The sequence below is a fragment of the Arthrobacter woluwensis genome (assembly GCF_900105345.1).
Lineage (GTDB): Bacteria > Actinomycetota > Actinomycetes > Actinomycetales > Micrococcaceae > Arthrobacter_E > Arthrobacter_E woluwensis.
In genome coordinates, this window is sequence record NZ_FNSN01000003.1 from 1,591,373 (window position 1) to 1,603,949 (window position 12,577).

The following is a 12,577-nucleotide window of genomic DNA, read 5'->3' on the forward strand; positions in this document are numbered from 1 at the left end:
CGCCCGCGATAGGCTTGGGGTCATGACCCCCAACCTTTCGAACGAGTCATCCCTGCCCGGCACCGTGGTGCGCGCCGACGGGCGCAGCCCCGAGCAGCTGCGGCCCATCAGCATCACCCGCGGCTGGTCCAACCAGGCCGAAGGGTCCGCGCTGATCGAGTTCGGCAACACCCGGGTGCTGTGCACCGCATCCCTCACCGAAGGGGTGCCGCGCTGGCTCAAGGGGGAGGGCCGCGGCTGGGTCACCGCCGAATACGCCATGCTGCCCCGTGCCACGAACACCCGCTCCGACCGCGAGTCCGTGAAGGGCAAGATCGGCGGCCGCACGCACGAGATCTCCCGGCTCATCGGCCGTTCGCTGCGCTCCATCATCGACACCAAGGCGCTGGGCGAGAACACCATCGTCCTGGACTGCGACGTGCTCCAGGCCGACGGCGGCACCCGCACCGCCGCGATCACGGGTGCCTTCGTGGCGCTCGCCGAGTCCATCCGCTTCGCGCGGGAGAACAAGCTCATCGCCCCGAAGGCCAAGCCGCTGACCGACACGATCGCCGCGGTCTCCGTGGGCATCATCGACGGCGTGCCGATGCTGGACCTGCCGTATGTGGAGGATGTCCGCGCCGAGACCGACATGAACGTGGTCGTCACCGGCGGCGGCAAGTTCGTGGAGGTCCAGGGCACGGCCGAGGGCGCGCCGTTCGACCGTGACGAGCTGAACCGTCTCCTGGATCTGGCTCTGCTCGGCACGAGCCAGCTGGCCGCGATCCAGCGGGAGACGCTCGGCGAAACCCTGGACGGCATCCTGTGACGGCCCCCGAATACACCGTTCCCGAGGGCGCCCGCCTGGTGCTCGCGACCCGGAACGCCGGCAAGCTGAACGAACTCCGTGACCTCCTGCGCGGGCAGGTACCAGGCCTGGACGTGGACACCCAGGTGATCGACGCCGCGACGGCGGGCGTGCCCGATGTGGTGGAGGACGGCACGAGCTTCGCGGAGAACTCCCTGCTCAAGTCGCGCGCCGTGGCGGCGGCCACCGGGCTGCCGTCCATCGCGGACGACTCCGGTCTGAGCGTGGACATCATGGGCGGCGCCCCGGGGATCTTCTCGGCGCGCTGGGCCGGCCGTCATGGCGATGACCAGGCGAACCTCGATCTTCTGCTGGCCCAGCTCGGGGACATCGCCGAGCCGCACCGCGGCGCCGCGTTCGTCTGCGCCGCCGCCCTCACGGTGCCGGGGACGGACGAGGAGGCGTACGACGTCGTCGAGTACGGCACGCTCAACGGCACCCTGCTCCGCGAGCCGCGGGGTGAGGGAGGTTTCGGTTACGACCCCGTCCTGCAGCCGGAGGGGGAGACCCGGAGCTGCGCCGAGCTGAGCCGCGAGGAGAAGAACGCGATCAGCCATCGCGGCAAGGCGTTCCGTGCTCTGCTGCCGGCGATCGTGAAGGCGCTGTCCTAGCCGCTGATCCGCCCGCGGACCACGTGAGCCCCCACCGGATTTGAACTGCTCCCCGGAAGGTGGACTGTAAATTCAGTTCGACTTCCGGGGAGTTTTTCGTATGGACCCACGTAGTTTGTTGACCGAGGCGCAGCGCGAGGCCTTGGTAGCTCTGTACGAGCAGGGCAACGGTTACAAGGCAGCGGCCGCCATCTCAGGGGTGGGGGTGCATTCGGCGAAGCGGCTCCATCATCGGTGGCGCTTGCATGGTAGAAGTGCTCTGGTGAGACGTGAGTTCCAGCAGCGGTACACGTTCGAGGTCAAGCTTGAGGCGGTCCAGCGTTTCGAGCGCCAGGAAGCCACACTGTCTGAGCTGGCGGATGAGTACGGGATGTCGTCGTCGGTGCTCTTGAAGACCTGGGTGAGGATCCACCGGCGCGAGGGTGAAGAGGGGCTGCGCTCCAAACGGAAGGGCCGTCCGCCAGGTGCCGTGGGTAAGCAGCTGACTGAGGTTCAGAAGCTCGAGAAGGAGAACGAGCGGCTCCGCGCCGAGGTTGCGTACCGGAAAAAAGTGCGGGCCTTGAGGGCCCAAGGACTGCAGTGAAGGCTCTCGCAGTGTCCTCCCTCAAGGCCGAACATCCACTCCCGGCGCTGCTGGAAGCCGCTGGGCTGGCCCGATCCACCTACTTCTACCACCAGGCCCGCATGAGCCGTCCCGACCCTCAGGCGCAGCTCAAGGACGCCGCCAGGGAGGCCTTCGCTCAAGCAAGGGGCCGCTACGGTCATCGCCGCATCCACACGATGCTGGCCCGGCAGGGCTGGGTGGTGGCGAAGAAGACCGTGCTAGCGTTGATGAGGAAGCTTCGGCTGGTCTGCAAGGTGCGGCGTCGGCGGCTCTACAACTCGTACAAGGGCAGGATGGGCAAGGTCGCTCCCAACGTGCTCAAGCGGGACTTCAACGCCAGTGCCCCGGGCCAGAAGCTCGTGACCGACGTGACCGAGTTCCACCTCCCTGACGGCAGGCTCTACCTCTCCCCGGTCATCGACCTGTTCGACCGCCCCGTGGTCGCATTCACCATGGGCCCATCACCAACCCTGGACCTAGCCAACGGCTCTCTCCGCGCGGCACTCAAGACTCTCCCGCGCGACCAGAGCCCAATCGTCCATTCCGACCAGGGCACGAACTACCAGCACCGGTCATGGGGCAAACTCCTGGTCAAGGCCGGCGCAACCCAATCGATGTCCAGGAAGGGCAACTGCCTCGACAATGCGGTGGCAGAGAACTTCTTCGGTCCCCTCAAGTCCGAGATGTTCCACGGCGAGAAGTTCACCATCCGAGACGAGCTCGCCGGCGAGATCCGCGAGTATATCAACTGGTACAACCACGAACGCATCTCGACAACACTGAAGGGCCTGAGTCCGGCGCAATACCGGGCCCAGGCCCTTCAAGGAAGTTGTGAGGGTTTCCTCTGTGACGGGTTCGCCTCGTTCGTCATCACTGCCGGCAAATTGCCTGGGTCTTGGTGGCGCGTTGTCTAGCTACGGGGCTTCTGGGTGAGTGAGAGCGTGGTGCGGGACGGCTCACCCGTCGATTCCGGAGTGCAGCAGGAACACCCGTGATCCGGCATCGTCTGCACATTGGCGGAAACATCAGGTTCCTTGACAGGGGCACAGCAGTCATCGACCTCGCCGCCGGCCTGCGCGCCGGGAACGGTGCAGCAGACATCCCCTTTCCAGGCGTTCAGGCCTTCCTTGACTGCGATAGCGGCGATGATCAGCGCCGCCCCGGCGTCGGCCCACCACCAGCCGAACAAGCTGTTCAGCAACAGCCCCACCAGCAGGACCGCGGAAAGGTAGGTGCACAGCAGGGTTTGGTGAGAATCAGCGACCGCGGTCCGGGACCCGAGTTCCCGGCCAGCACGGCGCTGCAGCCAGGACAGGACTGGCATGATGGCCAGACTCAACGCCGCGATCACGATCCCGACGGAAGAATGCTGAGCTTCCCCACCCCCAAGGAGCGAACGGATCGAATCAACCGTCACGAACAATGCCAGGGCGAAGAATGACAGGGCGATCAGGCGTAGCGTCAGGTGCTCTCGCCGTTCGGGGTCCTTGGCTGAGAACTGCCAGGAGAGCGCTACGGCGGAGCTGACCTCGATCACCGAGTCCAGGCCAAAGCCGATCAGCGCCGACGAATCAGCCACACCCCCGGCCCAAAGCGCCACGACCGCTTCAATGACGTTGTAGGTGATGGTGGCCGCAGCGAACCAGCGGATCCTGCGCATCAACACCAACCGGCGATCCGGGGCGGGCGAGACCAGGGCGCTCATGCGACACACGTCCCGTCGGGCGCGCAGCACTCCGGATCCACGGCCAGGACCACGCCGAGCAAATCCCGCAGCGCATGCCCCAAACGTTGATCCGCGAGCTCGTACCGACTCCGGCGACCGTCCGGGACGGAGACGACCAGACCGCAGCCCCGCAGGCACGCCAAGTGATTCGACATGCTCTGCCGCGTCACACCGAGCATCTCGGCCAGATCCGAAGGGTAAGCCGGCGCCTCCGCCAGGGCCAGCAGAATCCGTGCTCTCGTAGCATCCGAAACGGCGTATCCAAATCGCGCCAGGACCGGGGCGTGCGTCAGAGTCTCCACACCCCGACTATACACCAGACGCTGAATTCAGAATTCGATGAACGTCGGAAATCGCTCCAACGAAGGCCGTCGAAACCCACCGCCAACACCTTCGGAGAAGCACGTAGGGAGTCGGAAGGGCCCCATGATCACTCCGAGGCTTACTCTAAAACCAGTCCAACTTCCGGGGACCAGTTCAATTCCGGTGGGGGCTCACGTGCGCCCAGGGTGTGCCGGGGCCGGCGGCCGGACCGGCCGCGAGGATCAGGCCTGGCCGGACTTCTTCCGGTCGAGGTAACCCTTGATGCCCTCGATGAGGATCGGCAGGACCGAGACGAGGACGATCACGATGAAGATGAGGTCGAGGTTCTTGGAAACCCACGGCACGCGGTCGCCGAGGATGTAGCCGAGCAGTGTGACGCCGCCGCCCCAGAGCACGCCACCGATCACGTTGAACAGGAAGAACTTTTTCCTGTCGTACTCCGCGACGCCCACGATGACGGGGACGAAGGTGCGGATGATGGGCACGAAGCGTGCCAGGATCAGGGCCTTGCCGCCGTGCTTCTCGAAGAAGATGTGGGCTTTTTCGACATTTTCGTGCTTGAACAGGCGCGATTCAGGGCGGTTGAAGAGCGCGGGTCCGGCCTTGCGGCCGATCAGGTAGCCGCACTGGTTGCCGATGATGGCCGAGATCACCACGAGGGTGATCAGCGCGACGATGTTGAACTTGATCGTTCCGGTGGCCACGAGCAGGCCGGCCGTGAACAGCAGGGAATCACCCGGCAGGAAGAACCCCACCAGCAGACCGGTCTCCGCGAAGACGATGCCACAGACCAGCAGGACCACCCAGGGAGCCAGGGCCGGATCGGCCAGGAAGATCTGTGGGTTCAGCCAGTCCGGCAGGAAGGAAGCGGTCGGTACGGGTACACGCGCCATGGCGTGCAGGGTATCGGCGGCAGAAGAGGCATCAATCACCGTCCCAGCCTACGGGTCTCCACTGGGGTTTCGCTGGACGTTCCCTCCATGGGCTTGCGGGCGGGGTTCCATGGTTCTATGGTTAGTTACATGAGTAATGAACCAGTGTGGTTGGGAGGTGCGCAGTGATCGACGACTCCGGCCCGATCTTTCTTCAGATCGCGGCTCTGATTGAGAACGACATCGTCTCCGGGGCCCTCCCGGAGGAATCCCAGGTGCCTTCGACCAACGAGTTCGCCCAGTACTACCGCATCAATCCGGCCACGGCAGCCAAAGGAGTGAACACCTTGGTGGAAGAAGGAATCCTGTACAAGCGCCGCGGCATCGGCATGTTCGTCGCGGCCGGAGCGAGGGACAAGCTGCTCGGCCGGCGTCGCGAGCATTTCAAGTCACAGTTCGTCGAGCCGCTCTGCCTCGAAGCCGGGAAATTGGGCATCGCTCGCGCGGAGCTGCTGGCGATGCTGACCGCGGCGCTGGACGGCGAGGCGCCGGCCGGACACGACACGAGCACTCAGGGGAAGGCATGACCATGAACGAACAGACAGTGGTCCAGGTACGCGGCCTCGGACGCAAGTACAAGGACGTCACCGCGCTGGACGAGGTGGATCTGGAATTCCGGCAGAACCGGATCTACGGCCTGCTGGGCCGTAACGGGGCGGGGAAGACCACCCTGATGTCGATCCTGACGGCCCAGGGGTTCCCGACCAGTGGCACGGTCCGCGTGTTCGGCGAGGATCCGTACGAGAACGAACGGGTCCTGCGGCGGATCTGCTTCATCCGCGAGTCCCAGAAGTACCCGGACGATTTCACCCCGGCCCAGGCATTCCAGGCCGCCGCCCTGTTCTTCGCGGACTGGGACCAGGCCTTCGCCGAACGCCTCGCCGAGGATTTCCAGCTGCCTCTCAAGCGGCGGATCAAGAAGCTCTCCCGAGGCCAGCTGTCCGCCGTCGGCATCGTGATCGGCCTGGCCAGCAGGGCGGAGCTGACGTTCTTCGACGAGCCGTACCTCGGGCTGGACGCCGTGGCCCGCCACCTGTTCTACGACCATCTGGTCAAGGACTTCGCGGAGCACCCCCGCACCGTGGTGCTCTCCTCCCACCTGATCGACGAGGTGGCGAACCTGCTCGAGCACATCGTGGTCATCGACCGGGGACGGATCATCATGGACGACGAGGCCGAGGAGATCCGTGGTTCGGCGGTCAGCGTGGCGGGTCCGGCCGATGTGGTCGCCTCCTTCATCGAGGGGTATCCGGTCCTGTTCGAAGAGCGCCTGCTCAACACGGTGTCGGTGTCGATCGCCGGACGCCTCAGTGCGGCGCAGCGCCGCGAGGCCGCCGAACTCGGCCTGACACTCGGCCAGGTCTCGCTCCAGCAACTGGTGGTCCACGCCTCCTTGTCCGCTCAGGGCGCGGAGAGCTCATTGAACGACGCCGCCGGCTCCGGCCGCGGCGCGGACAGCAAGGAGGTGGCCCGATGAACAGGGTCCTCGCGGTCAGCCGCATGCAGCTCATCAACAAGTGGACGTTCCTGGGCATCCCGGCCGTCATCCTCGGCGGGGCGTTCGCCCTCTGTCTGGCCCTCTTCGCCATCATCCCCACCGGCACGAAGATCAGCGGCGGTGCGCCCTTCGCGCCTCTCTGGTACTTCTTCGCCCTGGGCATCCAGAGTCTGACGATGACCTTCCCGTTCTCGCTGGGCATGAGCGTGACCCGCCGTGCCTATTTCCTCGGCACGTATGTGACATTCACCGCCGTGGCGCTGGGCATGGCCGTGGTCTATGCGATCGGCACCCAGGTGGAACTCGCCACGCACGGCTGGGGGATGGACGGGTACTTCTTCCGGGTCCAGTTCCTGTTCGACGGGCCGTGGTGGCAGAGCCTGATCGTGTCCTTCGTGATCACGCTGTTCTTCTTCACGCTCGGGTTCTGGGGCGCCACGCTCTACAAGCGCTGGGGCGTCACCGGGGTCCTCCTGGTGAGCATCGGGCTGGCACTGCTGGTGGTGGCCGCGATCTTCGTCATCACCCTCGGCGGTCTCTGGGGAGCGGTGGGGGACTTCCTCGTCCAGATCTCGATCCTGGGGCTCGCCGGAATCCTCGCGCTGCTGGCGGTCGCGATGGGACTGGGCGCCTTCCTCACCATCCGGCGGGCGGTGCCCTGACGGTCCTGAGGTGACGGTCCGGCCTGCCTCGGACCGTCCCCGCGAAGGCGTAGGCTTGAGGAGTGCCCCTGAATTTCACCGCGATCGACTTCGAGACCGCGAACGGATTCTGGGGCTCTCCTTGTGCCCTGGGCATGACCCGGGTCCGTGACGGCCTGGTGGTGGAGGAGGACTGCTTCCTCATCCGGCCGCCCGCCGGGCACGATCATTTCGACCCCCGCAACATCGCGATCCACGGGATCCACCCGCATGAAGTGGCCGGGGAACCGCGCTTCCTCGAGCTCTTCCCCCGGATCCAGGACTTCATCGGGGATGACGTGGTGGTCGCCCACAACGCCGCCTTCGATCTGGGGGTCATCGAGGCCGCGCTCCGGGTCTCAGGCGAGCGCGCACCCCGCTACCGCTACGCCTGCACCGTGGTGCTGTCCCGCCGGTGCTACAGCCTGCCGTCCAATTCGCTGCCCTTCGCGGCACACCAGGCAGGCGTCCCGCTCATCAACCACCACGACCCGGCCGAAGACGCGCGGGCGTGCGCCGGAATCCTGGTCGACATCGCCACCCGGCAGGGAGCCGGCTCGGTCGCAGAGCTGTATCAGGGTCTCGGCATGGCGTTGCCCCAGACCGCGGGCGTGCCGACCCGCTGAGCGGTGCTGTGATCTCGGACCGGCACCGAAGCCCAGGGCCGGCGGCGAAGCCCAGGACGGGCGGCGCTCCTATTCCGCCACGAGGCGGGCGAGCTCGTCCGCGATGTGCTCCACCACGTCCAGACCCGTGACGCCACTCAGCCACGCCTCCGGAAGCGCCTCCTCGCCGTACAGCACGCCGAGGATGTTGCCGGTCAGGGACGCCGTGGAATCGGAGTCACCGTCGTGATTCACGGCCAGCGCGACGGCGGCGCGGAAGTGCCGCTGGGACGGCGCCACGGCGGACGGCCCGGCAGCCTGCTGCGCCTCCCCCGGTGCGTCGCCCGGCGTCGTCGTGGTGGAGTCATCACCCGAGGGGCGAGTGGCCAGCACGGCGTACAGGGCGATGGCCAGCGCTTCTTCGGCCACCCATCCTTCGCCGAGCTCCGCGCACAGTTCCTCCGGGGACAGGAGACGGCGCTCGGCGGCGAGCTCCAGGGCGCGGGCGACGCGGAGCCGGAGCGCCGGGTCGGTGGCGGGATCCTCCTGGAGCCTCGCGGCCAGCGCCCCGATGGCGTCGTCGAGGGAAGCTCCGAGGAGCAGCTCGTGGATGAGCAGCGAGAAGTGCGCCGCCGACTGCCGGGCGGAGGGGTGCCCGTGGGTGAGGGACGCGGCATCGGCGCTCAGGCGCAGGACCGCCTCGGGGGTCAGCTGGGGGACCAGGCCGAACGGGGCGGACCGCATCACGGTGCCGCAGCCTTTGCTGTCGGGATTGACGGGGCGCGCCGGGGTGCCCATCTGACCGGTCGACAGGCCGGTGAGGCACGCTCTCCCCGGATGGCGCTGGTGGCGGAGGATCTCCTGGGCGTCGATCCAGCGGGGCTGCGGGTGCGGGGCGGAATCGGGCAGCTCAAGGCCCTGGGTCTGCAGCCACCGGAGGTAGGCGAGCCAGACGCACGCCAGTTCATCGGCGGCCACGCCGTCCCGGGCCCACGCGAGCACCTCGGAGAGGCCGTCCGCGCTGTAGAGGGTCATCTGCGTGTCATCGGAGAAGTCGACGGGGCCGCTCAGCTGCTCAAAACCCTGGAGTCCCTGGGCGCCGAAGCGCTCGCGGATGACGGGGATCCTGTCGAACTCGACGACGTAACCGAGGGCGTCTCCCAGGGCTCCGCCCAGGAGCGAGCCGCGAATCTTCGATGCGATTGCCATGGTGCCAATCTATCGTCCCCGAGCGATGCCGGACGCACGGCGGCCGGGGCGGCGACGGTACCCTGGAGACATGCGACAACCCCGGTGGCGGCAGCGCGGCACTGCCCCTGACTACCGCTTCTCCCTGGCCAACGAGCGGACCTTCCTGGCATGGCTCAGGACGTCGCTGGCACTGCTCGCCGGGGCCGTCGCCGTCGACCAGCTGGCGCCCGGGATCGCCCCGGTGTTCCTCCGCATCACGCTGTGCGTGGTCCTGGCGCTCATCGGCGCCGGGCTGGCCGGGATGGCCTACCGCCGCTGGGCACAGGCCGAGGACGCCATGCGCCAAGGCCGGGAACTGCCGTTCTCCTGGATCCTGCTCGTCATGAGCGTGGTGGTGGTGCTGGCCGCGATGGTGCTCGCCGTCCTGATCGTGGTGCGGCACTGAGCATGGAGGAAACCGAGCGCGACCCCGGACTCCAGCCGCAGCGCACGGCGCTCGCCTGGCGCCGCACGCTCCTCTCCCTGCTCGTGGTGGACTTCTTCATCCTGCGCTCCTGGCTCTTCCCCCGGGCCGACGGCAGCGGTCCCGTGACCGTGGTCAACGGCGTCGCCGTCGCCGCGGCGGCCGTCGCCACAGTGGTGGTGTGCGCGTTCGCAGTCCTCCGGGTACGTCACTTGCGCGACGGCGAGGGCGCGCCTCGCGCGCTGGCGATCGCCGGGACCTCCGCCGCGGTGTGCCTGCTGGCATGCTGCGCCGTGGCGGTCATGCTGGTGCGCTGAGCGGCAGAGCTCAGGCCGGGGACCCCTGGCACCAGCGTCCAGTGCCCGCCCCCAACTTCGCAGAGCTCAGCCCGGGGACCCCTGGCACTAGCGTCCAGTGCCCGCCCCCAACTTCGCAGAGCTCAGCCCGGGGACCCCTGGCACTAGACTTGGAGACCACAGGGGGCTCACAGGCTGTGATGCCATGGTGAGGTGGTCCGCGTGGCCGGAACCTCGCCGCGCACCCCCACCAAGCCGACTTTCGAAGGACAGGACATTCATGACTTCCGTCGACGCTGAGCGCGCCGAAACGGCCCCCCGCACGATTCCCGGCAACGGACAGCAGCCGGCCACCGGCCTGCTGCTGCGCGCCGGAGCCGAACTCCTGGGCACCTTCCTGGTGGTCCTGGCCGGGGCGGGCGTGGTGATCTTCACCAACACCTCTCTCGCGCCGTTCCCGGGACCCATCGCGACCGGTCTGGCGACCATCGCGGCCATGTACGCGCTGGGCCGGATCAGCGGCGGGCACTTCAATCCGGTCCTGACCCTGGCCTCCGCCGTCGCGGGCCGTTCGGGCTGGCGCGACGCCGCGGTGTACCTCCTGGCGCAGCTCGTGGGCGCCTTCGGAGCCGCGCTGGCACTGGTCGCCGTGCTCCGCAACGTGGACGGCACCAAGGTCGATTCGGTGTTCCGCGTGGTGGCCGCCGGGTATGCCGAGCACTCGCCGTTCCAGGTGCAGCTGCCGGGCGTGCTGATCGTGGAGATCATCGGCGCCGCCGTGCTCGCCGCGGTCTACCTGGCCGCCAGCAAGGACGGGAAGGGCAACAGCCTCGCCGCCGCCGCGGTCTCCGTGGGTCTGACCGTGGCCGTCCTGGGCCAGTTCGCTCAGAGCCTGTCCAACAGCCAGTTCAACCCCGTGCGCGCCCTGGCGACGGCGGCGTTCGCCGAGCCGTGGGCCCTGCAGCAGCAGTGGCTCTTCTGGGTCGCGCCTCTCGCCGGCGCCCTGCTGACCGGCATGGTGGCCCGCCTCATCAGCCTCTCCAGCGCCGCTCCCACGACGCCGGAGGCCGCTCTCTCCGCCGACGCTGAGCCGGTCGCCGTCGTGGTCGAGAAGGTCGAGGAGACCGTCGTGGTGGAGGCTCCGCAGGAGCCGGCGGAGAGCGACCGCGCCGCCGCCGAGCACGAGGAGGCCCGGGACTTCTTCGACAAGAAGTAGTCCGACCCGCCCCGAGCAGAGGCCGCCGACCCCGAGGTCGGCGGCCTCTGCCGTCCCTGCGGTGCGCCCGGCTCAGTCGTCGCCGGGGGAGTGCGGCGCATGGCGCCGGGCCAGGTCCTGGGCGAGCCGGTGGATCACCTCGCGCGCGGGATCGGGGGAGAGGACCTCGAGGTGGTCGCCGAACTGGAGCAGCTGACGCACCGAGGCCAGGTCCGGATAGCGGACGACGGCGGTGCACCAGCCGTCCTGCGCGACGGCGACGGATCCGAGGCGCGTGCCGAGGATCCGGTGGGCCAGGTCGACCCGGCTCGCACGGAGCCGGACCGTCACGCTCACCCCTCCCGCCGACTCGGTGCGTTCCTTCAGCGCCGCCCAGACGGACCGCAGCGTCTCGCCGTCGCGCAGCACCGCCGGAGTGTCCACGGACCGGTAGCCGGACAGCCGCTCCAGGGCGAACAGCCGGCCCTCGCCGTCCACGTCACCGACCAGGTACCAGCGGCCCGATTTCGCGACCAGGCCGTAGGGATCCACCTCGAGGGTGGAGGCCCGCGTCTCGGCGCTGCGTCGGTACTCGATCGTCAGCCGTTGGGCGGCCCGGAGCGTCCACGCGAGGTCCGCGACGTCGACGCCGGCGCCCGGGCCGGCGAACCAGGCCGCGCTCTCGACATGGACCAGATCGGCGAGGCGCGCCAGGGCCGGGTCTTCCGCGCCCGCGGCGGCCCGTGCGTCGATCTTGCGTGCGGCCGCCTGGTGCGCGGCGGACAGTCCCAGCATCTCGAGCTGCCCGGCGTCCAGGCCGGTGAGCGAGAGCGCCTCCAGTTCCGCGGGGTCGAGGTGGGAGGCGTTCAGCCGGGCGCCTGAGAGCAGCACGATGCCGCCGCGGCGGCCCCGTTCCGCGTAGACCGGGACCCCCGCCGCGGAGAGCGACTCGACATCCCGCAGGACGGTGCGGCGGGACACCTCCAGACGCTCCGCGAGCTCCGTGGTGGTGACGCGCTGGCGGACCTGCAGCAGGAGCAGGAGGTGCAGCAGCCGGGATGCCTTCATGGTCAGCAATACTCCCAGAAAAGGTGACAAGTGGTGTCGTGATTTCCTGGTCAGCTGGTCCGGTACTGATGATCAGCGACCCGAGGAGTTCTCATGTCCGCACCGAACCTGTTCCTGTTCTACGTCCGCGACGCCGAGGCGGCGACCGCCTTCTACAGCGATCTGTTCGAGATGTCGCCCACCTTCACCAGCCCGAGGTATGTCGCCTTCGAGGCGGCGCCGGGCGTGCTGTTCGCGCTGTGGACCGGCCGGAGCGGACACGCCACGCCGGACACGCCCCGCACGAGCGAGATCGGTCTCATGGTGCCCGGCTCGGCGGCGGCTGTGGACGCGGTCTTCGCACGGTGGGCCGCGAAGGGTGTGACGGTCCTGGAGGAGCCGCACGACGACGTCTTCGGCCGCACCTTCGTCATCGCCGACCCGGACGGGAATCTCATCCGGGTCTCACCGGTGGATTAAAGGGCCGCCGACGCAGGGCGGGAGCCCGGGGCGGCCCCCGGGTCGCCCTGCCCGCCCGGGGGCGCCCCGCCCGCCGGG

General features: G+C 68.3%; 17 protein-coding genes. 12 read left to right on the forward strand and 5 right to left on the reverse strand.

Annotated features, from left to right (window positions below; all coding sequences use genetic code 11):
- Positions 1-22: 22 nt before the first annotated feature.
- From rph to BLV63_RS07905, 4 genes are all read left to right on the forward strand, one after another.
- On the forward strand, positions 23-808 hold the full coding sequence (rph, locus tag BLV63_RS07890; protein ID WP_066210898.1) for a ribonuclease PH: 786 nt from the start codon (positions 23-25) through the stop codon (positions 806-808).
- Positions 805-1,458 (forward strand): RdgB/HAM1 family non-canonical purine NTP pyrophosphatase, encoded by a 654-nt coding sequence (gene rdgB, locus BLV63_RS07895; protein ID WP_066210895.1) that lies wholly within the window; start codon positions 805-807, stop codon positions 1,456-1,458. The genes rph and rdgB overlap by 4 nt, the downstream gene beginning before the upstream one ends.
- Positions 1,459-1,720: 262 nt before the next feature.
- Complete coding sequence (locus tag BLV63_RS07900; RefSeq protein ID WP_169795493.1) at positions 1,721-2,041, forward strand: transposase; 321 nt, start codon at positions 1,721-1,723, stop codon at positions 2,039-2,041.
- Positions 2,038-2,976, forward strand: a complete 939-nt coding sequence (locus tag BLV63_RS07905) for an IS3 family transposase (protein WP_074784158.1) — start codon at positions 2,038-2,040, stop codon at positions 2,974-2,976. Before BLV63_RS07900 ends, BLV63_RS07905 begins: the two co-directional genes overlap by 4 nt.
- On the opposite strand, the gene BLV63_RS07910 is transcribed toward BLV63_RS07905, so the two are convergent.
- The 3 genes from BLV63_RS07910 to BLV63_RS07920 form a co-directional block, all read right to left on the reverse strand.
- Positions 2,973-3,767: a cation efflux transmembrane domain-containing protein gene (locus BLV63_RS07910; RefSeq protein ID WP_066210891.1), complete on the reverse strand. Its 795-nt coding sequence runs from the start codon at positions 3,765-3,767 to the stop codon at positions 2,973-2,975. The genes BLV63_RS07905 and BLV63_RS07910 overlap by 4 nt on opposite strands.
- Positions 3,764-4,090 carry an ArsR/SmtB family transcription factor gene (locus BLV63_RS07915; protein ID WP_066210890.1) on the reverse strand — a complete coding sequence of 109 codons (327 nt, stop codon included), beginning with the start codon at positions 4,088-4,090 and terminating at the stop codon, positions 3,764-3,766. The genes BLV63_RS07910 and BLV63_RS07915 overlap by 4 nt, the downstream gene beginning before the upstream one ends.
- Before the next feature lie 243 nt (positions 4,091-4,333).
- Positions 4,334-5,005, reverse strand: coding sequence for a DedA family protein (locus BLV63_RS07920; protein ID WP_082724000.1), 672 nt, complete (start codon positions 5,003-5,005; stop codon positions 4,334-4,336).
- A 164-nt stretch (positions 5,006-5,169) separates the two neighbouring features.
- Between BLV63_RS07920 and BLV63_RS07925 the strand changes: the two genes are divergently transcribed.
- The 4 genes from BLV63_RS07925 to BLV63_RS07940 all read left to right on the forward strand — a co-directional run bounded on the left by BLV63_RS07925 (position 5,170) and on the right by BLV63_RS07940 (position 7,848).
- Positions 5,170-5,571: a GntR family transcriptional regulator gene (locus tag BLV63_RS07925; protein ID WP_066210888.1), complete on the forward strand. Its 402-nt coding sequence runs from the start codon at positions 5,170-5,172 to the stop codon at positions 5,569-5,571.
- A gap of 2 nt (positions 5,572-5,573) precedes the next feature.
- On the forward strand, positions 5,574-6,521 hold the full coding sequence (locus BLV63_RS07930) for an ABC transporter ATP-binding protein (protein WP_066211928.1): 948 nt from the start codon (positions 5,574-5,576) through the stop codon (positions 6,519-6,521).
- Complete coding sequence (locus BLV63_RS07935) at positions 6,518-7,204, forward strand: hypothetical protein (RefSeq protein WP_066210886.1); 687 nt, start codon at positions 6,518-6,520, stop codon at positions 7,202-7,204. The genes BLV63_RS07930 and BLV63_RS07935 overlap by 4 nt, the downstream gene beginning before the upstream one ends.
- A gap of 62 nt (positions 7,205-7,266) precedes the next feature.
- Positions 7,267-7,848 (forward strand): 3'-5' exonuclease, encoded by a 582-nt coding sequence (locus tag BLV63_RS07940; protein WP_066210884.1) that lies wholly within the window; start codon positions 7,267-7,269, stop codon positions 7,846-7,848.
- Between the two features lie 69 nt (positions 7,849-7,917).
- Here the strand turns inward: BLV63_RS07940 and BLV63_RS07945 are convergent, their stop codons facing one another.
- A complete protein-coding gene (locus tag BLV63_RS07945) occupies positions 7,918-9,036 on the reverse strand; it encodes an ADP-ribosylglycohydrolase family protein (protein ID WP_066210883.1) in 1,119 nt (372 codons plus the stop codon).
- A 70-nt stretch (positions 9,037-9,106) separates the two neighbouring features.
- On the opposite strand from BLV63_RS07945, the gene BLV63_RS07950 reads away from it, so the two are divergent.
- The 3 genes from BLV63_RS07950 to BLV63_RS07960 all read left to right on the forward strand — a co-directional run bounded on the left by BLV63_RS07950 (position 9,107) and on the right by BLV63_RS07960 (position 10,993).
- A complete protein-coding gene (locus BLV63_RS07950) occupies positions 9,107-9,463 on the forward strand; it encodes a YidH family protein (RefSeq protein WP_082723999.1) in 357 nt (118 codons plus the stop codon).
- A 2-nt stretch (positions 9,464-9,465) separates the two neighbouring features.
- Positions 9,466-9,798 carry a DUF202 domain-containing protein gene (locus tag BLV63_RS07955; RefSeq protein WP_066210879.1) on the forward strand — a complete coding sequence of 111 codons (333 nt, stop codon included), beginning with the start codon at positions 9,466-9,468 and terminating at the stop codon, positions 9,796-9,798.
- A 259-nt stretch (positions 9,799-10,057) separates the two neighbouring features.
- Complete coding sequence (locus BLV63_RS07960; protein ID WP_066210877.1) at positions 10,058-10,993, forward strand: MIP/aquaporin family protein; 936 nt, start codon at positions 10,058-10,060, stop codon at positions 10,991-10,993.
- A 72-nt stretch (positions 10,994-11,065) separates the two neighbouring features.
- Here the strand turns inward: BLV63_RS07960 and BLV63_RS07965 are convergent, their stop codons facing one another.
- Positions 11,066-12,040, reverse strand: a complete 975-nt coding sequence (locus BLV63_RS07965) for a helix-turn-helix transcriptional regulator (protein ID WP_066211926.1) — start codon at positions 12,038-12,040, stop codon at positions 11,066-11,068.
- Between the two features lie 93 nt (positions 12,041-12,133).
- Between BLV63_RS07965 and BLV63_RS07970 the strand changes: the two genes are divergently transcribed.
- Entirely contained in the window at positions 12,134-12,499 is a 366-nt protein-coding gene (locus BLV63_RS07970) for a VOC family protein (protein WP_066210875.1), read from the forward strand.
- Positions 12,500-12,577 lie beyond the last annotated feature (78 nt).

Coding starts and splice junctions, on each gene's coding strand:
- BLV63_RS07935 (WP_066210886.1), top strand. CDS start 6,518: ATGAACAGGGTCCTCGCGGTCAGCCGCATGCAGCTCATCAACAAGTGG.
- BLV63_RS07965 (WP_066211926.1), bottom strand. CDS start 12,040: ATGAAGGCATCCCGGCTGCTGCACCTCCTGCTCCTGCTGCAGGTCCGC.
- BLV63_RS07950 (WP_082723999.1), top strand. CDS start 9,107: ATGCGACAACCCCGGTGGCGGCAGCGCGGCACTGCCCCTGACTACCGC.
- BLV63_RS07955 (WP_066210879.1), top strand. CDS start 9,466: ATGGAGGAAACCGAGCGCGACCCCGGACTCCAGCCGCAGCGCACGGCG.
- BLV63_RS07920 (WP_082724000.1), bottom strand. CDS start 5,005: ATGGCGCGTGTACCCGTACCGACCGCTTCCTTCCTGCCGGACTGGCTG.
- BLV63_RS07960 (WP_066210877.1), top strand. CDS start 10,058: ATGACTTCCGTCGACGCTGAGCGCGCCGAAACGGCCCCCCGCACGATT.
- BLV63_RS07910 (WP_066210891.1), bottom strand. CDS start 3,767: ATGAGCGCCCTGGTCTCGCCCGCCCCGGATCGCCGGTTGGTGTTGATG.
- BLV63_RS07930 (WP_066211928.1), top strand. CDS start 5,574: ATGAACGAACAGACAGTGGTCCAGGTACGCGGCCTCGGACGCAAGTAC.
- BLV63_RS07945 (WP_066210883.1), bottom strand. CDS start 9,036: ATGGCAATCGCATCGAAGATTCGCGGCTCGCTCCTGGGCGGAGCCCTG.
- rph (WP_066210898.1), top strand. CDS start 23: ATGACCCCCAACCTTTCGAACGAGTCATCCCTGCCCGGCACCGTGGTG.
- BLV63_RS07970 (WP_066210875.1), top strand. CDS start 12,134: ATGTCCGCACCGAACCTGTTCCTGTTCTACGTCCGCGACGCCGAGGCG.